The 22,784-nt window shown below is 68.0% G+C and carries 21 protein-coding genes; 16 read left to right on the forward strand and 5 right to left on the reverse strand.

Features of this window, described 5'->3' with window-relative positions:
• Positions 1-7: 7 nt before the first annotated feature.
• The 3 genes from ACN0TP_RS11810 to ACN0TP_RS11820 all read left to right on the forward strand — a co-directional run bounded on the left by ACN0TP_RS11810 (position 8) and on the right by ACN0TP_RS11820 (position 2,262).
• Complete coding sequence (locus ACN0TP_RS11810; protein ID WP_417219217.1) at positions 8-532, forward strand: AAA family ATPase; 525 nt, start codon at positions 8-10, stop codon at positions 530-532.
• A gap of 619 nt (positions 533-1,151) precedes the next feature.
• A complete protein-coding gene (locus tag ACN0TP_RS11815; protein ID WP_417219218.1) occupies positions 1,152-1,949 on the forward strand; it encodes a trans-aconitate 2-methyltransferase in 798 nt (265 codons plus the stop codon).
• A 109-nt stretch (positions 1,950-2,058) separates the two neighbouring features.
• The gene (locus ACN0TP_RS11820) at positions 2,059-2,262 is read left to right on the forward strand and encodes a hypothetical protein (RefSeq protein WP_417219220.1); all 204 of its coding nucleotides are present in this window, start codon (positions 2,059-2,061) and stop codon (positions 2,260-2,262) included.
• A gap of 23 nt (positions 2,263-2,285) precedes the next feature.
• Here ACN0TP_RS11820 and ACN0TP_RS11825 read toward each other — a convergent pair whose 3' ends face one another.
• Complete coding sequence (locus ACN0TP_RS11825) at positions 2,286-2,957, reverse strand: MBL fold metallo-hydrolase (protein WP_417219222.1); 672 nt, start codon at positions 2,955-2,957, stop codon at positions 2,286-2,288.
• Positions 2,958-3,061: 104 nt separating this feature from the next.
• Here ACN0TP_RS11825 and ACN0TP_RS11830 point away from each other — a divergent pair, with 104 nt between their 5' ends.
• From ACN0TP_RS11830 to secG, 13 genes are all read left to right on the forward strand, one after another.
• Positions 3,062-3,442 (forward strand): GntR family transcriptional regulator, encoded by a 381-nt coding sequence (locus ACN0TP_RS11830; RefSeq protein WP_417219224.1) that lies wholly within the window; start codon positions 3,062-3,064, stop codon positions 3,440-3,442.
• Between the two features lie 93 nt (positions 3,443-3,535).
• Positions 3,536-6,433, forward strand: coding sequence for an excinuclease ABC subunit UvrA (gene uvrA, locus ACN0TP_RS11835; RefSeq protein WP_417219407.1), 2,898 nt, complete (start codon positions 3,536-3,538; stop codon positions 6,431-6,433).
• A gap of 103 nt (positions 6,434-6,536) precedes the next feature.
• Positions 6,537-7,253, forward strand: a complete 717-nt coding sequence (locus ACN0TP_RS11840) for an HAD hydrolase-like protein (protein WP_417219409.1) — start codon at positions 6,537-6,539, stop codon at positions 7,251-7,253.
• On the forward strand, positions 7,254-7,922 hold the full coding sequence (locus tag ACN0TP_RS11845; RefSeq protein ID WP_417219226.1) for a lysophospholipid acyltransferase family protein: 669 nt from the start codon (positions 7,254-7,256) through the stop codon (positions 7,920-7,922).
• 9 nt (positions 7,923-7,931) lie between these two features.
• Positions 7,932-9,920, forward strand: a complete 1,989-nt coding sequence (uvrC, locus tag ACN0TP_RS11850) for an excinuclease ABC subunit UvrC (protein ID WP_417219228.1) — start codon at positions 7,932-7,934, stop codon at positions 9,918-9,920.
• 37 nt (positions 9,921-9,957) lie between these two features.
• Complete coding sequence (rapZ, locus tag ACN0TP_RS11855; protein WP_417219230.1) at positions 9,958-10,851, forward strand: RNase adapter RapZ; 894 nt, start codon at positions 9,958-9,960, stop codon at positions 10,849-10,851.
• Between the two features lie 5 nt (positions 10,852-10,856).
• Positions 10,857-11,906 carry a gluconeogenesis factor YvcK family protein gene (locus ACN0TP_RS11860; protein ID WP_417219231.1) on the forward strand — a complete coding sequence of 350 codons (1,050 nt, stop codon included), beginning with the start codon at positions 10,857-10,859 and terminating at the stop codon, positions 11,904-11,906.
• Positions 11,907-11,908: 2 nt separating this feature from the next.
• Complete coding sequence (whiA, locus tag ACN0TP_RS11865) at positions 11,909-12,889, forward strand: DNA-binding protein WhiA (RefSeq protein WP_417219232.1); 981 nt, start codon at positions 11,909-11,911, stop codon at positions 12,887-12,889.
• Between the two features lie 92 nt (positions 12,890-12,981).
• The gene (locus tag ACN0TP_RS11870) at positions 12,982-13,611 is read left to right on the forward strand and encodes a superoxide dismutase (protein WP_417219234.1); all 630 of its coding nucleotides are present in this window, start codon (positions 12,982-12,984) and stop codon (positions 13,609-13,611) included.
• A 263-nt stretch (positions 13,612-13,874) separates the two neighbouring features.
• A complete protein-coding gene (gene gap, locus ACN0TP_RS11875; RefSeq protein ID WP_417219236.1) occupies positions 13,875-14,885 on the forward strand; it encodes a type I glyceraldehyde-3-phosphate dehydrogenase in 1,011 nt (336 codons plus the stop codon).
• Between the two features lie 26 nt (positions 14,886-14,911).
• Complete coding sequence (locus ACN0TP_RS11880; protein ID WP_417219238.1) at positions 14,912-16,141, forward strand: phosphoglycerate kinase; 1,230 nt, start codon at positions 14,912-14,914, stop codon at positions 16,139-16,141.
• A gap of 6 nt (positions 16,142-16,147) precedes the next feature.
• Complete coding sequence (gene tpiA / locus ACN0TP_RS11885) at positions 16,148-16,963, forward strand: triose-phosphate isomerase (RefSeq protein WP_417219240.1); 816 nt, start codon at positions 16,148-16,150, stop codon at positions 16,961-16,963.
• Between the two features lie 34 nt (positions 16,964-16,997).
• Complete coding sequence (gene secG, locus ACN0TP_RS11890; protein ID WP_417219241.1) at positions 16,998-17,249, forward strand: preprotein translocase subunit SecG; 252 nt, start codon at positions 16,998-17,000, stop codon at positions 17,247-17,249.
• Between the two features lie 136 nt (positions 17,250-17,385).
• On the opposite strand, the gene ACN0TP_RS11895 is transcribed toward secG, so the two are convergent.
• The 4 genes from ACN0TP_RS11895 to tal form a co-directional block, all read right to left on the reverse strand.
• Positions 17,386-18,327: a glucose-6-phosphate dehydrogenase assembly protein OpcA gene (locus tag ACN0TP_RS11895; RefSeq protein WP_417219242.1), complete on the reverse strand. Its 942-nt coding sequence runs from the start codon at positions 18,325-18,327 to the stop codon at positions 17,386-17,388.
• Positions 18,324-19,904 (reverse strand): glucose-6-phosphate dehydrogenase, encoded by a 1,581-nt coding sequence (gene zwf / locus ACN0TP_RS11900; RefSeq protein ID WP_417219244.1) that lies wholly within the window; start codon positions 19,902-19,904, stop codon positions 18,324-18,326. The genes ACN0TP_RS11895 and zwf overlap by 4 nt, the downstream gene beginning before the upstream one ends.
• 73 nt (positions 19,905-19,977) lie before the next feature.
• Entirely contained in the window at positions 19,978-21,606 is a 1,629-nt protein-coding gene (locus ACN0TP_RS11905) for a glucose-6-phosphate isomerase (RefSeq protein ID WP_417219247.1), read from the reverse strand.
• On the reverse strand, positions 21,603-22,727 hold the full coding sequence (gene tal / locus ACN0TP_RS11910) for a transaldolase (protein ID WP_417219249.1): 1,125 nt from the start codon (positions 22,725-22,727) through the stop codon (positions 21,603-21,605). Before tal ends, ACN0TP_RS11905 begins: the two co-directional genes overlap by 4 nt.
• Between the last annotated feature and the right edge of the window lie 57 nt (positions 22,728-22,784).

Raw genomic sequence — 22,784 nt, forward strand, 5'->3', positions numbered from 1 at the left:
TCGGTGCATGATCGTTTGGCTGAACGGAACCCACGGGGTGGGAAAGACCACGACGAGTGGGATCGTGCAGCAAATGCTTCCCGATGCCCGCATCCTCGATGCCGAAAAGGTCGGCGAGGTGCTCATGGACATCAGTCCGGGTCTTCCACCCACGGGAAATTTCCAGGACTGGCAGCCCTGGAGGCCGCTGGTGGTCGAGACCGCGCGACGGGTGCTCGAGTTCACCGGAGGCGTGCTCGTGATGCCGATGACCGTCCTGGTCGAGGACTACTGGCGTGAGATCAGCGATGGCCTGGCCGGGCACGGCATACCGGTCCGGCACTTCGTGCTCCATGCCGACCAGGCGACCTTGCGCGACCGCATTCAGAACGACGATGTACTCGGTCCATCGGCCTTCCGCTTCGCCTATGTGGAGCCATACGCGCAGGCGGCGCGGACCTGGCTACACCACGAAGCCGAAGTCATCGACACCACTGACATCACGCCGGACCAAGCCGCACGGCACATCGCGGATATGGTGCTCGGCTCCTGACGGTGCTCGCAACGGAGTACCCGAGGGATCGCTGAACTGCCGGCGACACGTCGGTGGATCGGGTTTCGTCGTTCGCGTCAGGCCAACGTCGACCAGGCCCTCGCGGTGGTCGACATCGAAGCAGGACCGCCAGGAATCGGTCGAGCCGGGGCCGGGTGTCATCACCGAACGTGTGCGTGACGGTGCCGACTACCGACGGGGAGCCGGGAGGGAGCAGGACACCGTAGGGGATACCCGGAGCACGATGTGCCCGCGGGGCCAGCGCCAGCGTGGATGTTATCGACAACTCGTCGGCCGCCGCATCCAGAGATCGTCCCCCTGCTCCGGGTAGGCAAAGGGCTCAACGACGATTTGCACGTCGTCCTCGTGGCTGAGGATTCCGGGGTGGTTTGATCGAAGTTCGACCCAGGGAACTTCGTACGTGTCGAGGAGGGCCAGGTACTCGGCCGACAGGGTCCCCGCGGCGATTCGGAACGGCACTTTGAAAGCGAACGTAGTCCATGGTTCAGATCGTATGCGGTGATGGCATGACGTCGACCCACTGGCCCGGTCGCCGGCCCGGAGGGGCTGTGCTGTGGTGGTGCAACCGGGGGCCGACCCGGCTGGATAGTCTGTCCCCATGAAATGGAACCCCGCCAAGTACGTCCAGTTCGCCTCCCACCGCGACCGGCCCTTCTTCGAACTCACACAGCGCATCAACACCGATGCCCCGCGGAAGGTCGTCGATCTGGGCTGCGGTCCCGGCCCGCTCACCGCTGCGCTCGCCGACCGGTGGCCCCGGGCCGCCGTGACGGGATTGGACGCCTCGGCCGAGATGATCGCGAAGGCCTCGGCAGACCACCAGCGCGCGAACCTCGCCTTTGCCGCGACCGACGCGACGGAGTGGATGCCCGAGCCGGGAACCGACGTGCTGGTCAGCAATGCGATGCTGCAGTGGATCCCGGGGCATCGGGAACTGATGGCCGGATGGCTTGATGCCCTGGAACCGGGGGCCTGGTTCGCCGCCCAGGTGCCGGGGAACTTCGGGGCCCCCTCGCATGCGCTCATGCGGGACCTGGCGGCTCGCCCGCATTGGGAATCACGGCTCGCGGGCCTTGCCCTGCGCAAGGACGCGACCGCCGAGCCGGATACCTACCTGCGGTTGCTGCTGGAGAACGGGTTCGAAGCCGATGTCTGGGAGACGACCTATTCCCAGATCCTGCGCGGTGAGGACCCGGTGTTGGAGTGGGTCAGGGGTACTGCCCTGCGTCCGATCCTCTCGGTGTTGGGGGAGCAGGACGCGCGGGAGTTCGAGGCCGAGTACGCCGACCTGGTCCGGGGGGCCTACCCGCCGTTCACCGGACCCGAGGGGGACCAGCTGACGGTCTTCCCGTTCCGCCGGATCTTCATGGTCGGCCAGAAGACGGCCACCCGCTGATTCCGGGAGGGCGTGCGGTTCCCGGACCCGGGCGGGCCGCCCTTCACTTCGACCCGCTCCGGTGGTAAAGCAGGAGGTACCCGCCGACCAGGAGCACCAGGAGCACGTCGTGGAACACATCCTTCCCGCCGCCTACCAGAAGTATCTCGACGCCGCCCCCGAGCGGCAGATCGGCACCCTGCGACCGGTTCTGCTGGAATCGGTGGCCGAGGGCAACACCGGGGTGGTGGTGCGCTTCATGGGGACCGAGGTCCACGCCATGACCTCCGAGAAGGTGCCCTTCGGGGAAATACGCGAAGAACACCTGGAGTAGCAGCGGGCCCTGCGGTCTCCGTCCTACCAGCCGCGGTCCCGCCATTCCTGCAGGTGCGGACGCTCGGCGCCCAGGGTGGTGCCGTCCCCATGGCCGGGATGGACCAGCGTGTCATCCGGGTAGCAATCGAAGAGCCGGTTCACGACGTCGTCGTACAGGGAGGCGAAGCGCTCCGGATCCTTCTCCGTGTTGCCGAGGCCCCCGGGGAAGAGGCTGTCCCCGCTGAAGATGTGGGTGGGGCCCGCCGGGTCCCGGTAGACGTAGGCGATCGAGCCCGGGGTGTGGCCGCGCAGGTGGATGGCGGTGAGGTCGAACCCCTCGAAGTTCCCCACATCCCCGTGGTCCAGCCTCACGTCGATCGCCACGCCCACCTGCTCGCGGATCCCCTCGGCGTCGTCGGTGCCGGCGGCGGTGCGCACGCCGGTCTCCTCCGCGAGTTCGCGCAGCGCCCTGATGTGGTCCCAGTGCTGGTGCGTGGTGGCGATCAACGCCAGCTTCGGCGGGACGGGGGCATCGTGCGCTGCATCGGCCAGCAGGCGGCGCAACGCCGGCGCGTCATCGGCGGCGTCGATGAGGACCTGCGCCCCGGTCTGCCGGTGGGTGATCAGATACGCGTTGTTGGCCATGGCCGACACCGAGACGCTGCGGATCGTGACCTCGGCCAGGTCATGCAACAGGGTGTTGTGGGTGCTCATGATGCCCAGCCTAGGACGCGGGGCACCTTTCCTGCCAGGGGTCCGGGTACGGTGAAGGCAGCCCCACCATCCCCGGGTACCGGGCGGAAACACCAGGAGCAACAGTGAACGACGACGATGTGCTGGCCTTTGTCCGGATCCACCAGGACGCCACCACCCACCCCTATGAGCAGATCCGCCAACAGGTCCTGGACGCGATCGCCGCGGGACGACTGGTCCCCGGAACCCGGCTCACCCCGGTCCGGGCGCTCGCCGGACGGCTCGGCGTGGCAGTGAACACCGTGGCGAGGTCCTATCGCGAACTGGAACAGGCGGGCGCCGTCGAGACGAGGGGACGCCACGGCACGGTGGTGTTGGCCACGGGGTCCGAGGCGGACCGGAGGCTGGCGGCGGCCGCTCACGAACTGGTGCAGCAGGCGGTGCAATGGGGTGTTGACGAGGGGCGGACGCTGGAATTCGTCAGGGCCGCCTTCCGCGGGCAGTGAACACCGGCTGGCCACCGGCCCGGAATGGCGGGCCACGACACGGGATTAGAACGTGTGTTCGAACTGGTTTTCGACTACCATCGACACGTGGCTATTACCCCCAGCGCTCTTGAAGCAGATACCGACCCGTCGGCCGTGCGCGCCCACGACCAGTCCCGCCTTCTGGTGAAGGGCGCCCGCGAGCACAACCTGCGCAACGTCGACCTGGACCTGCCCCGCGATGCGATGATCGTCTTCACCGGCCTGTCCGGGTCGGGGAAGTCCTCGTTGGCGTTCGACACCATCTTCGCCGAGGGCCAGCGCCGCTACGTCGAATCCCTCTCCGCCTACGCCCGGCAATTCCTGGGCCAGGTCGACAAGCCGGATGTCGATTTCATCGAGGGCCTCTCGCCCGCGGTGTCGATCGACCAGAAGTCGACGTCGAAGAACCCGCGCTCCACCGTCGGCACGATCACCGAGATCTACGACTACATGCGTTTGCTGTGGGCCCGTGTGGGCCGTCCCTATTGCCCGGTCTGCGGCGAGGCGGTGACCCGCCAGACGCCCCAGGCGATCGTCGACCAGCTGCTGGAGCTCGAGGAGGGCACCCGCTTCCAGGTCCTCGCCCCGGTCGTCCGCGGCCGCAAGGGCGAATTCGTCGACCTGTTCAAGGAACTGGCCGTCAAGGGCTACGCCCGCGCCCGGGTCGATGGGGAAACCATCCAACTCAGCGATCCGCCCAAGCTCGGCAAGCAGTACAAGCACACCATCGAGGTGGTCATCGACCGCCTGGTCGCCAAGGACGGCATCCGCCAACGCCTCACCGACTCCATCGAAACAGCCCTCGGGCTGGCCGACGGCCGGGTACTCGCCGACTTCGTGGACCTGCCGGCAGACGACGACGGACGGACCCGTGCCTTCTCCGAGCACCTCGCCTGCCCGAACGAGCACCCGTTGGCCATCGACGAGATCGAACCACGCTCGTTCTCCTTCAACAACCCGTTCGGTGCCTGCCCCGCGTGCACCGGCATCGGCACGCGGCTGGAGGTCGATGAGGAACTCGTGGTCCCGGACCCCTCCAAGTCGCTGTTCGAAGGGGCCATTGCCCCCTGGTCGCTGGGCACCGCCACGACCGAGTACTGGAACCGGCTGCTGGCCGGACTCGCCAAGGACCTGAAGTTCGACCTCGAGACCCCGTGGCGCAAGCTCACCGACAAGCAGCGCGAGGCGATCCTCAACGGCAAGGACCACAAGGTCGTGGTCCAGTACCGCAACCGCTTCGGGCGTGAACGCAAGTACAGCACCGGCTTCGAGGGTGTCATCCAGTACATCCACCGCAAGCACCAGGAGACCGAGTCCGACCATGCGCGGGACAGGTACGAGGAGTACATGCGGCAGATCCCGTGCCCCGAGTGCAACGGTGCCCGCCTGAACCCCGCCTCCCTCTCGGTCCTGATCAACGGCAAGTCCATTGCCGAGGTCTCCGCCCTGCCGATGCGCGAGTGCTCCGAGTTCCTCAACGGACTGGTCCTGACGGGCCGCGAGAAGCAGATCGCCCACCAGGTCCTCATCGAGATCCAGGCGCGGCTGCGCTTCCTGCTCGACGTCGGTCTCGAGTACCTGAACCTGGAACGCGCCGCGGGAACCCTTTCCGGCGGCGAAGCACAGCGGATCCGCCTGGCCACCCAGATCGGGTCGGGACTCGTCGGCGTCCTGTACGTCCTGGACGAGCCGTCCATTGGGCTGCACCAGCGCGACAACCGGCGGCTCATCGAGACCCTGAACCGGCTGCGCGACCTGGGCAACACCCTGATCGTCGTCGAACACGACGAGGACACCATCCACCAGGCGGACTGGATCGTGGACATCGGCCCCGGTGCCGGCGAACACGGCGGCTCGGTCGTGCACTCCGGCTCCCTGGAGGGACTGCTGGCCAATACCGCGTCGCTGACCGGTGACTACCTCTCGGGCCGGAAGAAGATCGACCTGCCGGCCAAGCGCCGCAAGGTCGACCGCAAGCGCCAGGTCACCGTGGTCGGGGCCCGCGAGAACAACCTGCAGGACCTGACGGTGAAGTTCCCGCTGGGCGTCTTCACGGCAGTCACCGGGGTCAGCGGCTCGGGCAAGTCCACCCTGGTCAACGACATCCTCTACAAGGTGATGGCCAACAAGCTCAACGGGGCCAAGCAGGTGGCCGGCCGCCACACCCGGGTCGAGGGCCTTGAACTCCTCGACAAGGTGGTCCATGTCGACCAGAGCCCCATCGGCCGCACCCCGCGTTCCAACCCGGCGACCTACACCGGCGTCTTCGACCATGTGCGCAAGCTCTTTGCCGAGACGAACGAGGCCAAGGTCCGCGGCTACCTCCAGGGCCGGTTCTCCTTCAACGTCAAGGGCGGCCGCTGCGAGGCCTGCTCCGGTGACGGCACGCTGAAGATCGAGATGAACTTCCTGCCGGACGTCTACGTGCCCTGCGAGGTCTGCCACGGGGCGCGGTACAACCGCGAGACGCTCGAGGTCCACTACAAGGGCAAGAGCATCTCCGACGTGCTGAACATGCCGATCGAGGAGGCCGCCGAGTTCTTCGCAGCGTTCACCCCCATCGCCCGGCACCTGAACACGCTGGTCGACGTCGGGCTGGGCTACGTCCGGCTCGGGCAGCCGGCCACGACGCTCTCCGGTGGCGAGGCTCAGCGCGTGAAGCTGGCCTCCGAGCTGCAGAAGCGCTCCAACGGACGCAGCATCTACGTCCTCGACGAGCCCACCACGGGCCTGCACTTCGAGGACATCCGCAAGCTGCTGCTCGTCCTGCAGGGACTCGTGGACAAGGGCAACACCGTCATCACGATCGAGCACAACCTGGACGTCATCAAAAGCGCCGACTGGCTGATCGACCTGGGCCCCGAAGGCGGCTCCGGCGGCGGGCAGGTCATCGCCTCCGGCACCCCGGAACAGGTCGCCAAGATCGAGGCCAGCCACACCGGCGGCTTCCTCGCCGAGGTCCTGGACTGAGCCGTCCGCGCCCACCCGGGCGGTGGCCACGCCGCCGCGGAGTATTCCGCGGCGGGCATGGCTGCCGTCCCGGCGCGGTGGTTCGTGCAACAATATTGCGGTGATGATTCCCGCCCGCGCCGTGCTCCTGGACCTCGACGGCACCCTGGTCGACCCGGCAGGCGGCATCACCGGGGGCATCCTCCACGCCCTGCTGGCCAACGGCATCGCCCACCCCGGCGACGACCACCTGGCCTCGCTCGTCGGCCCCCCGCTGGCCAGTGGGCTGATGACGATTCCCGGCATGACCGAGGCCCTGCTGCCGCACGTCATCGCCGACTACCGCCAGGAGTATGCCGCCCACGGCATGGCCGCCAGCCGGGTGTACCCCGGCATCGCGGAACTCCTCGCCGGCCTGCGCGCCGACGGCCGGATCCTGGCCGTTGCCACCTCCAAACCCGAACCGCTGGCCCGCCAGCTCCTGGCAGCCAAGGGACTCGACGGCTACTTCGACTCCATCCACGGCTCATCGCCCGACGAGGTGTCGGCACCGAACCGGACCACCGGCAAGCCGCACATCGTCGCCGCGGCCCTGGAGGCCACGGGCCAGGGACCCGAAGCGACAGTCATGGTCGGGGACCGGATGCATGACATCGAAGGTGCCCGCGCCAACGCGCTGCAGTCCATCGGCGTCGCCTGGGGCTTCGCCGCGGACGGCGAGCTGGAGGCGGCAGGCGCTGCCGCCGTCGTGCATTCCCCCGCGGAGCTGGGCGGGCTGCTGGGCATCGGGCGTGGACACTCCGCGTCGGTCCACGGCGCCGTGCGGGATGGAATCGCGTAGATGGGCCTGTTCGAAGGAGTCCGCGCCGGTTTCCGCGGAACGATCCACACGCTGTGCCGCCCGACGGTGACCGGTTTGGAGAACGTCCCCACCGGGGGGCCGTTCATCATCGCCTCCAACCACCTGTCCTTCCTGGACAGCATCATCATCCAGGCCATCTGCCCGCGCCCCGTCGCGTTCTTCGCCAAGGCCGAATACTTCACCACGCCCGGTCTCAAGGGCCGCGCCATGAAGGCGTTCTTCGAATCCGTCGGATCCATCCCCGTCGAACGCGGGGAGCAGGCTGCCAGCGTGGCGGCGCTGGATGCGCTGGTGGACCTGCTCGAGGACGGCCAGGGCGTCGGGATCTACCCGGAGGGCACCCGCTCCCGCGACGGACGGCTGTACCGCGGCCGCACCGGGGTGGGCTGGCTCGCCCTGTCCACCGGTGCCCCGGTGGTCCCCGTCGGACTCGTTGGCACGGAGAAACTCCAGCCGGCCGGCAGCAACCGGATCACCCCGCGCAAGTTCACGCTCACCGTGGGGGAGCCCCTGCGCTTCGACCACGTGGGGCGCAAGCACCCGTTGCCGCAGCGCCGCCAGGCCACCGACGCCATCGTGGACGCGATCGCAGCGATCACCGGGCAGGAACGCTCGGGCAACTACAACCAGTCGCCGTCCGCGGAGTAGCGTTAACGCATGGCCGATCCCACCAGCTACCGCCCACGGACCGGTGAAATACCCACTTCTCCCGGCGTCTACCGCTTCCGTGACCCGCAGGCCCGCGTCATCTACGTCGGCAAGGCCAAGAACCTCAGGTCGCGGCTGAACTCGTATTTCGCCAACCCGGCCACCCTGGCCGCCAAGACGCACACCATGGTGCACACCGCCGCCAGCGTCGAATGGACGGTCGTCGGCAGCGAGCTCGAGGCCCTGCAGCTCGAGTACACGTGGATCAAGGAATACGCGCCGCGGTTCAACATCATGTTCCGCGACGACAAGTCCTACCCCTACCTGGCCGTCACGCTGGGGGAGAAGTACCCCCGGGCCCAGGTCATGCGCGGGGACCGGCGCAAGGACGTGAAGTACTTCGGGCCGTTCTACCCGGCCAAGGCGATCCGCGAAACCCTGGACACCCTGCTGCGCGTCTTCCCCGTGCGCACCTGCAGCTCAGGCATCTTCCGCCGCGCCCAGCAGTCGGGGCGGCCCTGCCTGCTCGGGTACATCGACAAATGCTCCGCCCCGTGCGTGGGACGCATCAGCCCCGAGGACCACCGCAAGCTCGCCGACGAGCTGTGCCAGTTCATGGGCGGTGAAGGCACCCGTTTCATCCGCGACCTCGAGGGGCAGATGAAGGCCGCCGTCGCCGAACTCGACTACGAGCAGGCCGCCCGGTTGCGCGACGACATCGCCGCCCTGCGCCGGGTGTTCGAGCGCAACGCGGTGGTGCTCTCGGAGGACACCGAGGCGGACATCTTCGCCGTCGCCGAGGACGACCTCGAGGCAGCGGTGCAGGTCTTCCACGTCCGCCAGGGGCGCATCCGCGGCCAACGCGGCTGGGTCGTGGAAAAGGTCGAGGAGACCAACGGCCCCGAGTTCATCGAGCACCTGCTCCAGCAGGTCTACGGGGAGAACACCGGAGGGGACCGGATCCCGCGTGAGGTCCTGGTCCCCGTGGAACCCGAAAACCCGCAGGAACTGGCCACCTGGCTGCGCGGGCTGCGCGGTGCGGCGGTGAACCTGAGGGTGCCCCAACGCGGCGAAAAGGCCGCCCTCATGGGCACCGTGAAGGACAACGCGGAACAATCGCTGCGCCTGCACAAGTCACGCCGGGCCGCCGACATCACCACCCGCAGCGCCGCCCTGCAGGAACTCCAGGAGGCGTTGGGCCTGCCCGTGCCGCTGATGCGCATCGAGTGCTACGACATCTCCCACGTGCAGGGCACCAACGTGGTCGCCTCCATGGTGGTCGTCGAGGACGGGCTGCCCAAGAAGTCCGACTATCGCAAGTTCTCCATCACCGGGGACGCCGCCCGGGACGACACCGCGTCGATGTATGACGTGATCACCCGCCGTTTCCGCCACTACCTGGACGACCAGGCGGCCATGGCCCCGGTCATCAGCGGTGAGATCAGCATCGAGGACAGCGGGGAGAAGGCCCCGCCGCGCAAGTTCGCCTACCCGCCCTCGCTCGTGGTCGTCGACGGCGGCCCACCCCAGGTCGCCGCGGCGGTCCAGGCGCTGACCGACCTGGGCATCGACGACGTCTACGTCGCGGGACTGGCCAAACGGCTCGAGGAGCTCTGGCTGCCCGACGACCCGTTCCCGGTGGTCCTTCCACGGGCCTCCCACGGGCTGTACCTGCTCCAGCGCATCCGCGACGAGGCCCACCGCTTCGCCATCACCTTCCACCGGCAGAAGCGCAGCGCCGCCATGACGACCTCGTTGCTGGACGACGTCCCCGGGCTCGGCCCGGCCAAGCGCCAGGCCATCGTCAAGCACTTCGGATCGCTCAAGCGCATGCGGGCGGCAGGCGTCGAGGACTTCCAGCAGGTCAAGGGCGTCGGACCACGACTGGCGGCCCACCTGGTCGAGGCCCTCTCGGCTCCCGCCACCGCGGGCGGGGAGGGGCACGACGACGGGGCTGGACCTGCAGTGAACACCGCCACCGGGGAGCTGTTGGATTGAGGATCGCCGGGACCCGGATCCCGACTAGACTTCAACCATGAGTACCGAGCTGAGCACCGTCAAGCCCGAAGAGTCAGAAATGCTGGTGGTCACCGGCATGTCGGGGGCCGGCCGGACCACCGCCGCCCACGCCCTGGAGGACCAGGGCTGGTACGTCGTGGAGAACCTGCCTCCCCAGCTGTTGGGCACCCTGACCGATCTGGTGGCCCGCAATCCGGGATCGATCCCGAAGCTGGCCGTCGTGATGGACGTGCGCAGCCGGGCACTGTTCACCGAGCTGCGGGCGAACCTGGGCCAGTTGCGGGCCGCGGGGATCAAATACCGGGTCCTGTTCCTGGACGCCAGCGACGACCTGCTCATCCGCCGCTTCGAACAGGGCCGCCGCCCCCACCCGTTGCAGGGTGACGGGCGGATCTCCGACGGGATCGCCGCCGAACGCGAGGTCCTGCGCGAGATCAAGGACAGCGCCGAGATCGTCATCGACACCACCCCGCTGAACGTGCACGCACTGGGCCGTTCCATCATCGAGCTCTTCTCCGATTCGGGTCCCGTGGTGCTGCGCCTGAACGTCATGAGCTTCGGGTTCAAGTACGGGCTCCCGACCGACGCCAACTTCCTGGCCGACGTCCGCTTCATCCCCAACCCGCACTGGGTCCCCGCCCTGCGCCCCCACACCGGCCAGGAGGCCGTCGTCAGCGACTACGTGATGGAGGCGGAGGGAACCCAGGAATTCATCACCCACTACCTGGCGGCACTGGAACCGGTGTTGGACGGCTACCGGCGGGAAAACAAGCACTACGCCACCATCGCGATCGGCTGCACCGGCGGCAAGCACCGCTCCGTCGCGGTCGCCGAGGAAATGGCCCGGCGGCTCAGCCAGGTCCCCAACGTGACCGTCCTGGTCAACCACCGCGACCTGGGCCGGGAGTAGCCACCGTGACGTTCCTGACGGGCCAGATGCCCATGCTGCCACCGCGATCCACTGCCGACTCCTCCACGGCCACGCGGGTCGCCGCACTGGGCGGGGGGCACGGGCTGTCGGCCTCCCTGTCGGCCCTGCGCCGGTTGACGAACGACATCACCGCGATCGTGACCGTGGCCGACGACGGCGGGTCCTCCGGGCGTTTGCGCCGTGAGCTCGGCGTCCTGCCACCGGGTGACCTGCGCATGGCCCTGGCTGCGCTCTGTGATGAATCCGATTGGGGACGCACCTGGCGTGATGTCATGCAGCACCGGTTCAAGGCGAATCCCGGCACCGAGAGCTCACTGGACAACCACGCCCTGGGAAACCTGCTCATCGTGACCCTGTGGGAACTGCTGGGGGATCCGGTCGCCGGGCTGCGGTGGGCCGGCGCCCTCCTGGGCGCCCGGGGGGCCGTCCTGCCGATGAGCGCCGTCCCGTTGAACATCTCGGGTGAAGTGCTCACCACCGCCGACAACGGCAGCCTGGTCCGACGCCGGATCGAGGGCCAGGCTGCCCTGGCGGCGGCCGGCCATGACACCCTGGTCAACAACGTCACGCTCTCTCCCACCGACGCTGCCGCTTGCCCCGAGGCGCTGGAGGCCATCGAACTCGCGGATTGGGTCATCCTGGGGCCGGGTTCCTGGTACACCTCGGTGCTGCCGCATCTGCTGCTGCCCGAGGTGCGCGAGGCCCTGCAGAACACCCCCGCCCGCCGGTTGCTGACCATGAACCTGGCCATGGACACGGGGGAGACCGCGGGCCTGACCGCCGCCGGCCACCTCGATGTGATCGCCCGTTACGCTCCTGACCTGCGCATCGACGCGGTTTTGGCTGATCCGTCGTGCATCGACGATGAGACGGCTTTCACAGCGGCCGCCCGGCGGCTCGGTGCCGAGTGCTTTTTCGGTAAGGTGGCTAGTGGGCATGACCGCGCCGTCCACGAGCCCTTGCGGCTGGCGGCGGAGTACCAGGACGTCTTCGAGGCGTTCGCCCGCCAACAAATGCGAAGTGAGGAAGAGTAGCCATGGCACTGACAGCCTCGGTCAAGGACGAGCTGTCCCGGCTGGACGTCAAGAAGTCCTCGGTCCGCAAAGCCGAAGTGTCGGCGACCCTGCGTTTCGCCGGCGGCCTGCACATCATCTCGGGACGCATCGTCATCGAGGCGGAGGTCGATCTCGCCGCAACGGCCCGCCGCCTGCGCCAGGCCATCGCCGAGGTCTACGGCCACTCGGCGGAAATCATCGTCGTCTCCGGCGGCGGACTCCGACGCGGCAGCCGCTACGTGGTCAGGGTCGTCCGGGAAGGCGAGTCCCTGGCCCGCCAGACCGGCCTGCTCGACGGCCGGGGGCGTCCCGTGCGCGGTTTGCCGTCGGTCATCGTCAACGGCTCGGCAGGTGACGCCGAAGCCGTCTGGCGCGGCGCCTTCCTGGCCCACGGCTCATTGACCGAGCCCGGCCGTTCCTCGGCGCTGGAGGTCACCTGCCCGGGCCCCGAGGCAGCACTGGCACTGGTGGGTGCCGCCCGCCGGTTGGACATCGTGGCCAAGGCCCGCGAAGTGCGCGGAGTCGACCGCGTCGTCATCCGCGACGGGGACTCCATCGCGGCCCTGCTCACCCGCATGGGTGCCCATGACACGTTGCTGGTGTGGGAAGAACGCAGGATGCGCAAGGAAGTCAGGGCCACCGCCAACCGCCTGGCGAACTTCGACGACGCGAACCTGCGCCGCTCCGCGCAGGCAGCCGTCGCGGCCGGGGCACGCGTGGAACGCGCGCTGGAAATCCTCGGCGACGACGTCCCCGACCACCTGCAGTACGCCGGACAACTCAGGGTGGCCCACAAACAGGCCAGCCTGGACGAGCTCGGACACCTGGCCGAGCCGCCGATGACCAAGGACGCCATCGCCGGTCGCATCCGCCGCCTGCTGGCCATGGCGGACCGCCGCGCCGTCGAGCTGGGAATACCCGGCACCGAGGCCAGCGTTACAGCAGATATGCTCGACGGCTGATTCAGCCGCTTGGTTTCCGCGCCCGCGGGCCGGAATGCATTACCCACCAGCAGGACCGGACCACCGGAACTGCATGACGAATGGAGGAGAACATGGTCAAGTACGAACTTCCCGAACTGCAGTACGACTACGCAGCACTGGAGCCGCACATTTCCGCGCGCATCATGGAGCTGCACCACAGCAAGCACCACAACGCCTACGTGACCGGCGCCAACACGGCGCTGGAGAAGATGGCCGAGGCCCGTGACAAGGGCGATGCCGCTGGTGCCGCCAAGCTGTCCAAGGACCTGCAGTTCAACCTGGGTGGACACGTCAACCACTCCATTTTCTGGAACAACCTCTCCCCGGAGGGTGGCGACAAGCCCGAGGGCGAACTGGCTGCAGCCATTGACGACGCCTTCGGCTCCTTCGATGCGTTCCGCGACCACTTCGCCGCGGCCGCCACCACCATCCAGGGATCCGGTTGGGCCATCCTGGCCTACGAGCCCATCGGCGGGAACATCGTCATCGAGCAGATGTACGACCAGCAGAACGGCGCCCCCGTGGCGACCACCCCGCTGCTGATGCTGGACATGTGGGAGCACGCCTTCTACCTGGACTACCAGAACGTGAAGGCCGACTACGTCAAGGCATTCTGGAACATCGTGAACTGGGCCGACGTCGCCGCACGTTTCGCGGCTGCGCGTTCCGGCGCCAAGTCCCTGGTTGTTCCGGGCAAGTAGTACCTGAGCCTCCGGGTCCTGGCGACACGGAGCACCGGGCAAGTAACCTTGCTCACACTTCCCGCGCCACATGGCGTAGGATGTGGTCAACGGTTCCTGCGGGCCCCGTATCCGGTTTTCCCCGGATCGGGAGCCCGCGGAATCGGCCGGTCCGCCGGCCAACGACACAACGGGGTGTCCCATCACCAACAATGCCACCCCGCTTCAACAACTCCTCATCCGGAGCACGGTGGTGGCTTCCATCCGGCAAGGAGAATATTCACGTGACTACCCGTGTTGGCATCAATGGTTTCGGACGCATCGGCCGTAACTACCTGCGTGCAGCGCTCATGAACCAGGCAGACCTCGAGATCGTCGCCATCAATGACCTGGCAGACATCGAGAGCCTGGCCATGCTGCTGAAGTACGACTCGGTCCTGGGCCGCCTGGCCGAAGAGGTCACCGTCGACGGCGATTCGCTGGTCGTCGGCAAGCAGCGCATCCGCGTCCTGTCCGAAAAGGATCCCGCACAACTGGGCTGGGGCGACCTCGGAGTGGACATCGCCATCGAGTCCACCGGCATCTTCACGAAGGCCGAGGGCGCCAGGAAGCACCTCGAAGCCGGTGCCAAGAAGGTCATCATCTCAGCACCCGCCAAGGGCGAGGACATCACCATCGTCATGGGCGTCAACGACGGCCAGTACGATCCGGAGAACCACCACATCATCTCCAACGCCTCCTGCACCACCAACTGCCTCGGCCCCGTGGCAAAGGTCCTCAACGACCAGTTCGGCATCGTCGACGGCCTGATGACCACCATCCACGCCTACACGGCCGACCAGAACCTGCAGGACGGACCGCACCGCGACCCCCGCCGTGCCCGTGCGGCAGCCCTGAACATGGTCCCCACCTCCACCGGTGCCGCCGCGGCCATCGGATCGGTGCTCCCCGAACTCAAGGGCAAGCTCGACGGCTACGCCATGCGCGTCCCGGTTCCGACCGGCTCCGCCACCGACCTCACCGTCACCCTGGCCCGCGAGGCGTCCGTCGAGGACGTCAACGCCGCCTTCCGCGCTGCCTCGGAGGAGGGCCCGCTGGCCCCCTACCTGAGCTACAACGAGGACCCGATCGTCTCCAGCGACATCGTGACCGATCCGCACTCGGCGATCTTCGACGCGCCCATGACGAAGGTCATCGGCACCACGGTCAAGGTAGTGGCCTGGTACGACAACGAATTCGGCTACTCCAGCCGACTGGTCGACCTGACGGAATACGTCGGCTCGAAGCTGGCGTAGCCGCGGCGATCCGATAGCCTGAAGCCATGACTTCCCACACTCTCGACGATCTGCTCGCCGATGGTGTCCGCGGGCGGCACGTTCTGGTCCGAAGCGACCTGAACGTGCCGCTCGACGGGTCCACCGTCGCCGACGACGGCCGCGTCCGCGCGTCCCTGCCCGTCCTGTCCAAATTGTCCGACGCCGGTGCCCGGGTCATCGTCATGGCCCACCTCGGCCGGCCGAAGGGCAGCCCGGAACCCAAGTACTCCATCCGCCCCGCCGCCGACCGGCTCGCCGAATTGGCGGACTTCGACGTTGCGGTGGCGCAGGACGTGGTGGGTCAGAGCGCCCGCCAGCTGGCCTCCGGGCTGGCCGACGGACAGATCCTGGTCCTGGAGAACGTGCGCTTCGACGCCCGCGAGACCAGCAAGGACGATTCCGAGCGAGTGGCCTTCGCCGCCGAACTGGCGGCCCTGACCGGGGAGAACGGAGCGTACGTGGATGATGCCTTCGGTGCAGTGCACCGCAGGCACGCCTCGGTGGTCGACATCACCGACGTCCTGCCCGCCTACCAGGGCGACCTGGTCCGCACCGAGGTCGAGGTCCTCCACCAGCTCACCGAGGCACCCAAGCGTCCCTACGTCGTCGTCCTCGGCGGCTCCAAGGTCTCCGACAAGTTGGCGGTCATCGACAACCTGCTCGGTCGGGCCGACCACCTGCTCATCGGCGGCGGCATGGCCTTCACCTTCCTCAAGGCCATGGGCCACGAGGTGGGCAAGTCGCTACTGGAGGCCGACCAGCTCGAGACGGTCCGCGGCTACCTGTCGCGGGCCAAGGAGATCGGCTGCGACATCATCGTCCCCACCGACGTCGTGGTCGCCTCGAAGTTCGGGGCCGACGCCGAGCACGAGGTGTTGCCGGCCGACGGCATCGAGTCCGGGCGCTTCGGCGACACGGGCCTCGGACTGGACATCGGGCCCGCCTCGGGGGAGGCCTTCGCCAGCTACATCCGTTCGGCCAACACGGTCTTCTGGAACGGGCCCATGGGAGTGTTCGAGATCGAGGCCTTCGCCGGCGGAACCCGCGCCGTGGCCCAGGCCCTCGCCGACTCGGAGGCCTTCAGCGTCGTCGGCGGTGGCGACTCGGCCGCCGCGGTGCGCACGCTGGGCTTCGACGAGGACGACTTCGGCCACATCTCCACCGGGGGCGGAGCCAGCCTCGAATACCTGGAGGGCAAGGAATTGCCCGGCCTCACAGCGCTCGAAGGGAAGTAGGCCCAGATGACCACCTCAACGAACGGGCAATTCGTCCGCAAGCCGTTCATCGCCGGCAACTGGAAGATGAACATGGACCACGTCCAGGGCATCACGCTGCTGCAGAAGCTGGCGTGGACGCTCGAGGACGCCAAGCACGATTTCAACAGGGTCGAAGTGGCGGTGTTCCCGCCGTTCACCGACCTGCGCGGCGTCCAGACGCTGGTGGCCGGTGACGACCTGCCTGTCGTCTACGGAGGACAGGACCTCTCACCCGAGGACTCCGGCGCCTACACCGGCGACATCTCCGGTGCGTTCCTGGCCAAGCTGGGGGCCCGCTATGTGCTGGTCGGCCACAGCGAACGCCGCAGCATCCACGCGGAATCCGACGAACTGCTCTCCCGCAAGGTCGCGGCAGCCTACCGCCACGGCCTGGTGCCGGTGCTGTGCGTCGGCGAGGGCCTGGAAGTCCGGCAGGCGGGCACCCACGTCCAGCACACGCTCGAGCAGCTGCGTGGCTCCCTGGCCGGTCTGGAAGCTGGGCAGGCGGCCAGCCTGGTCGTTGCCTACGAGCCAGTCTGGGCCATCGGCACCGGGGAGGTTGCCGGCCCGGAGGACGCCCAGGAAATGGCAGCAGCCCTGCGTGCCGAACTGGAAAAGCTGTACGACGCCGACACGGCTGCCGGCATCCGGCTGCTCTATGGCGGGTCGGTGAAGGCCGCCAATGCCGCTGCGATCCTGCGCGGATCCGACGTTGACGGCCTGCTCGTCGGCGGTGCCAGCCTGGACGCCGCGGAATTTGCTAACATTGTCAGGTTCGAGCATCATCTGGTGACGGACTAGCCGGCCTCCGGCCGTAGCCGACCGAAAGGTAGTAGTGGAAGCACTCAAGATTGTCCTGCAGGTGGTGTTGGGACTCGTCAGCCTCCTGCTGACCCTGCTCATCCTGCTGCACAAGGGGCGCGGCGGCGGCATGTCTGACATGTTCGGCGGTGGCATGACCACCAGCCTGGGTTCCTCCGGTGTCGCCGAACGCAACCTGAACCGCATCACCGTCGTCCTCGGCCTGATCTGGGGCGCCATCATCATCGCCCTCGGCGTCATCATGCGCTTCAGCGCCGAGATGTAGACCTGCCAGACCGTGCACCCGGCCCGCGTGGCCGAGGCGGCACCTGCACCACCAACAGGAGGCGCTTCCCCCGCGGGGGAAGCGCCTCCTGTTCCGTGTCCCGGGCCGTGCCGCTGAACGGCACGGTGCCAGGTGTTCAGCGTTCGCTGGCGGTCACACTGCGCAGGTTCGTCTGGGCCAGGCCCTGCTGGAGCACCTCGCCGAGCACCTCGTCGGGATCGAGCCGACGCAATTCCTCGGCCAGGCACGATGAGGTGTTCCGCCGTGGAAGCGAGACCCGCTGCACTGGCTGTCCGGGCTGGTAGAGCTCGGCCACATCGTCGTGCGGGCGGGTGAGCACCACGTCGCCGTCGGCACGGGAGAACCGCACGCTGCGCACACCGGTGCCGCGGACCGACGCAGCGATCGTCACCGGGATGTCCAGCCGCAAGGTCAGCCAGGCGGCCAACAGGACCACGCTGGGGTTCGACGCGGCGCCCTTGACCGTGGCAGCGGTCAGCTGCGACGGGTCGAGCTGGTCCAACACGGCGGCCAGCTGGGCCCGCCAGAGGGTCAGCCGGGTCCAGGCCAGATCCGTATCACCTGCAGCGTAGCTCTCAGCCAGGGCGAAGAGCGCCTTCTGCGGTTCCTCCGCTGTGCTGCTGTCGGTGATGCGCCGGTGCGCGATCTTCCCGATGGCCGTCTCCGAGGCGCTGTGGGGCATGCCATGGGGCCACCACGCAACGATGGGGGCGTCGGGCAGCAGCAGGGCATTGACCAGCGACTCATTGGCGGTGGCCAATTCGCCGGCGGCATGCAGCACGATCACCTCGGAGGCCCCGGCGTCACCGCCCACCCGGATCTGGGCGCCCAGCTCGGTCGGGGAGCCGGGGTTTCCCTCGACGACGACGACGATGCGGCAGGGGTGTTCGCGGCTGGCCAGGTTCGCCGCGGCGATGGCCTCCTCCTCGAAGCCGGCACGGGTGACCACCACCAGGGTCAGCACCCGGCTCAGTGCCACCACGCCACCGGCTTCCCGGAGGTTCATGACCTTCTTCGCCACCTTGGAGGTGGTTGTGTTCGGCAGGTCGACGATCATGGCCTGCGCCACGTCCTTCCGTCTCGGGCCAGCAGCTCGTCCGCGGAGGCCGGCCCCCAGCTTCCCGGTGCATAGGGTTCAGGTTGTTCATCAAGGCCCGCCCAATAGTCCTCGAACGGGTCCAGGATCTGCCAGGACAGCTCGACCTCCTGGTGCCGGGGGAAGAGCGGCGGTTCCCCCAGGAGCACGTCCAGGATGAGCCGCTCGTAGGCCTCGGGGCTGGACTCGGTGAACGAGTGGCCGTAGCCGAAGTCCATGGTGACGTCGCGGACCTCCATCTGGGTGCCGGGGACCTTGGACCCGAAGCGGATGGTCGCGCCCTCATCGGGCTGCACCCGGATGACGACGGCGTTCTGGCCGAACTCCTCGGAGGAGTTGTCACGGAAGAGCAGGTTGGGGGCCCGCTTGAAGACGACGGCGATCTCGGTGACGCGGCGGCCCAGGCGCTTGCCGGCGCGCAGGTAGAAGGGGACCCCCGACCAGCGTCGGGTGTTGATGTCCACCCGGATCGCCGCGTAGGTCTCGGTGCGCGACTCGGGGTTGAATCCCTCCTCATCGAGGAACCCGGTGACCTCCTCGCCGCCCTGCCAGCCCCCGGTGTACTGGCCGCGGGCGGAGTGGCGGGAGAGGTCCTCGGGCAGCTTGACGGCGGCGAGCACCTTTTCCTTCTCGGCCCGCAGGTGGTCGGCGTTGAAGGAGATGGGTTCCTCCATGGCCGTCAGGGCCAGCAGCTGGAGCAGATGGTTCTGGATCACGTCACGAGCCGCGCCGACGCCGTCGTAGTAGCCGGCACGGCCGCCGATGCCGATGTCCTCGGCCATGGTGATCTGGACATGGTCGACATAGTTGGCGTTCCACAAGGGCTCGAAGAGCTGGTTGGCAAAACGCAGCGCCAACAGGTTCTGGACCGTCTCCTTGCCCAGGTAGTGGTCGATCCGGAAGACGGCGTCGGGGGGGAAGACGGATTCGACGATCGTGTTGAGCTCCCGCGCCGACGCCAGGTCGTGGCCGAACGGCTTCTCGATCACAACCCGGCGCCACGGATTCGCTTCGGTGGCGTCGTCGTCGTGCCCGTCAGGTGCGGTGCGGACCTGGTCGCTTTGGGCCAGCCCGTGACGGGAGAGCTGCTCGCAGACCTGCTCGAAGGAGTTCGGGGGGATGGAGAGGTAGAAGACGTGGTTTCCACGCGTGCCACGGGAGCCCTCCAACTCGTCAAGGGCCTCCGCGAGCCGGTCATAGGCGGCCTCATCGTCAAAGCCGCCGGTGACGAACCTGAAGCCGCCCGAGAGCTGCGCCCACACCGTTTCGTTGAACGGTGTGCGCGCATTGGCGACCACCCAGTCGCGCGCCTGGGCGACGAAATCGTCGGCCGACCAGTCACGGCGGCCGAATCCGACCACTGCGAAACTGGGCGGGAGCAGGCCGCGGTTGGCCAGGTCGTAGACGGCGGGGATGAGCTTCTTGCGGGCCAAGTCGCCGGTGACGCCGAAGAACACCAGGGCTGAGGGCCCGGCGATACGGTTCAGGCGGCGGTCGCGGCGGTCGCGCAGGGGGTTGTGCGCGGCTGTTTCTGCCATGGGGTACTTTCTCTGTCGGAGCAGGCTGAACGTGAAGGGCGGGCGGCCGGAGGGGCCGCCCGCCGTGGCGTTGCTACCGGTGGCTGCCGGGCAACGCGGCGATGGCTGCACGCAGCTGGCGGATGCCCTCGTCCCGGGAGGTGAGGTGCAGGCGCAGCACGGGCCGGCCGTGATCCGCCAGGACCTGGGCATCCCCGGTGGCCTGTGCGGAGATCAACTCACCAAAGGTGAACGGTCGGTCCGGGATGCTGATGTCGGTGTCCGAGTCCGCGGTGATCTGCAGGTAGACCCCGATCCGTGGACCACCCTTGTGGAACTGTCCCGTGGAGTGCAGGAACCGCGGGCCCCACCCAAAGGTGGTGGGCCGATCCGAAGCGATGGCCAGGTCCTCGCGCAGGGTGGCCAGGTCGGCGTGGCCGACCCGGTCCAGGTAGGCCTGGATGCTCACATAGCCGTCGGCCGGCAGGGCACCCAGCAGGTTGGCCACGGCGTCGGTGACACCGGAGGCGCCCTCGAGCAGCCCCTCGGTGGCGCGCAATTCGATGTCCCCGTCCACGAGCTGCGCCGCCTCCGGTTCCGGTGTGGCATCGAGCAGACCGCGGGCCGCTACCTTGGCGGCCTCGACGTCGGGCTGGTCGAACGGATTGATGCCCAGCAGCTTGCCCGCTACCACCGTGGCGTACTCCCACCAGAGCATCTGGCTTCCCAGTGAGCCGGAAACGTAGAGGTGGTGGCCGTGGCTGGCGACGACCGGGTCCTCGTCGTCGGACACCAGGTGAACCAGCAACACGTCGTCGGCCTGGTTGACCGTCTCCTCGGCACCCGGTTCGACGACCACGGGCAACAGGCCGGTGCCGTGCTTCCCGGTGGACTCCGCGATGAGTTGCTCGGCCCAGTCGGCGAAGCCGACGATTCCGGACCCCTCGTCGACGAACACGATCTTGTTGCGCAGCGGAGACGTGCCGGCCAGGGCCGCGCCCAGGGCGAGGCCGAGGTTGTCCTCGTCGTCGTCGGCCAGGAATTCGGCGGCTTCCTCGGCGTCGTCGAGCAGCGCGGCGATGTCGACGCCGGCCAGACCGGAGGGCACCAGCCCGAAGGCCGTCAATGCCGAATACCGTCCGCCGACATTCGGATCCGCGTTGAACACGGCACGGTAGCCGGCCTTCCGCGATGCCTCGTCCATCGGGGACCCGGGATCGGTGACGACGACGATGCGGGATGCCGCGTCGATGCCGGCATCCTCGAACGCCTGCGAGAACACCCGGCGCTGCGAATCGGTCTCGACCGTGGAGCCGGACTTCGAGGAGACCACCAGCACGGTGCTGGACAACCGGTCGGTCAGGGCGTTGCCGACCATCTCCGGATCGGTGCTGTCCAGAACGACCAGTTCGACGTCCGCGGTGGCCGTGATGACCTCCGGCGCCAGCGAGGAACCTCCCATTCCCGCCAGCACGACGCGGTTGATTCCCTCGGCCCGCAGCTCATCGCGCAGTTCGAGGATGGAGGAGACCAGGGGGCGGGATGTCTCGGCCAGATCGACCCAACCCAGGCGTTTCGCCGCCTCCGATTCGGCATCGGGACCCCAGAGGGTTGCGTCCTTGGCGGCAATGCGCGATGCGGTGTTCTCGGCAACCAGGCCGGGGACGTGCGCCCTGATGGCCTCCTGTGCGGCACCCGTCGCGGTGAACCCGAGGGCGCTCATGCCGACGCCTTTCCGGCGGCCTCGAGGGCACCGCGGACATCGACGAGCAGTTCCTTCCAAGCCGCGTCGAACTTGTCGACGCCCTCGGTCTCCAACAGGGCCACGACGTCGTTGTAGTCGATGCCCTGGGCGGCCAGGTCGTCGAGGACCTGGTTGGCCTCGTCGTAGGTCCCGGTGACGGTGTCTCCGGTGATCTCCGCGTGGTCGGCGGTCGCATCCAGCGTCTTCTCGGGCATGGTGTTCACCACCTGCGGGGCGACCAGGCCGGTGACGTAGAGGGTGTCGGGAAGGGAGGGGTCCTTGACGCCGGTGGAGGCCCACAGCGGACGCTGGGGCCGGGCCCCGGCCGCAGCCAGGACGCCCCAACGCTCGGAGGAGAAGTCCTCTTCGAAGACCTGGTAGGCCAGGCGCGCGTTGGCGAGTCCCGCCTTGCCCTTGAGGGCCTTGGCCTCGTCGGTGCCGAGGGCGTCGAGCCGCTTGTCGATTTCGGTGTCGACGCGGGAGACGAAGAACGAGGCGACTGAATGGAGCTTGGACAGATCGTGGCCGTTCTCCTTGGCCTGCTCCAAACCGGTCATGAATGCGTTGATGACCGCGCGGTAGCGCTCGAGGGAGAAAATCAGCGTGACGTTGACGCTGATGCCCTCCGCCAGGGTGGCCGTGATGGCCTCGAGGCCCTCGACGGTGGCCGGGATCTTGATCAGCACGTTCTCGCGGTTGACCTTGGCGAACAACTTCTTGGCCTCCGCCACAGTGCCCGCTGCGTCGTGGGCCAGCCGTGGGTCGACTTCGATGGAAACACGGCCGTCGATGCCCTGGCTGGCCGTGGCGACCGGGGAGAACAAGTCGCAGGCCGTCGTGACGTCCTGGGTGGTGATCTGGAAGACGGCGTCCTCGACGTCGGCTCCGGAGGCCGCGAGCTCGGCGACCTGGTCCGCATAGTCTGCGTCGCCCTTGGACAAGGCAGCGGCGAAGATCGAGGGATTGGTGGTCACGCCGACCACATTGAGGTTGCCGATGAGTTCCTTCAGGGAGCCCGAGGTCAGGCGCGAGCGTGAGAGGTCGTCAAGCCAGATGGAGACGCCGGCATCGGAGAGGGCCTGGGTGTTGGGGTTGCTCATGGTGTGGATCCTTCCGGGGATGGGATGGGGTTCGAGCCGCTCCGTGGCCTGGGCCGG

Origin of the sequence: Arthrobacter sp., from assembly GCF_048266065.1 — a bacterium.
Taxonomy (GTDB): Bacteria; Actinomycetota; Actinomycetes; order Actinomycetales; family Micrococcaceae; genus Arthrobacter_H.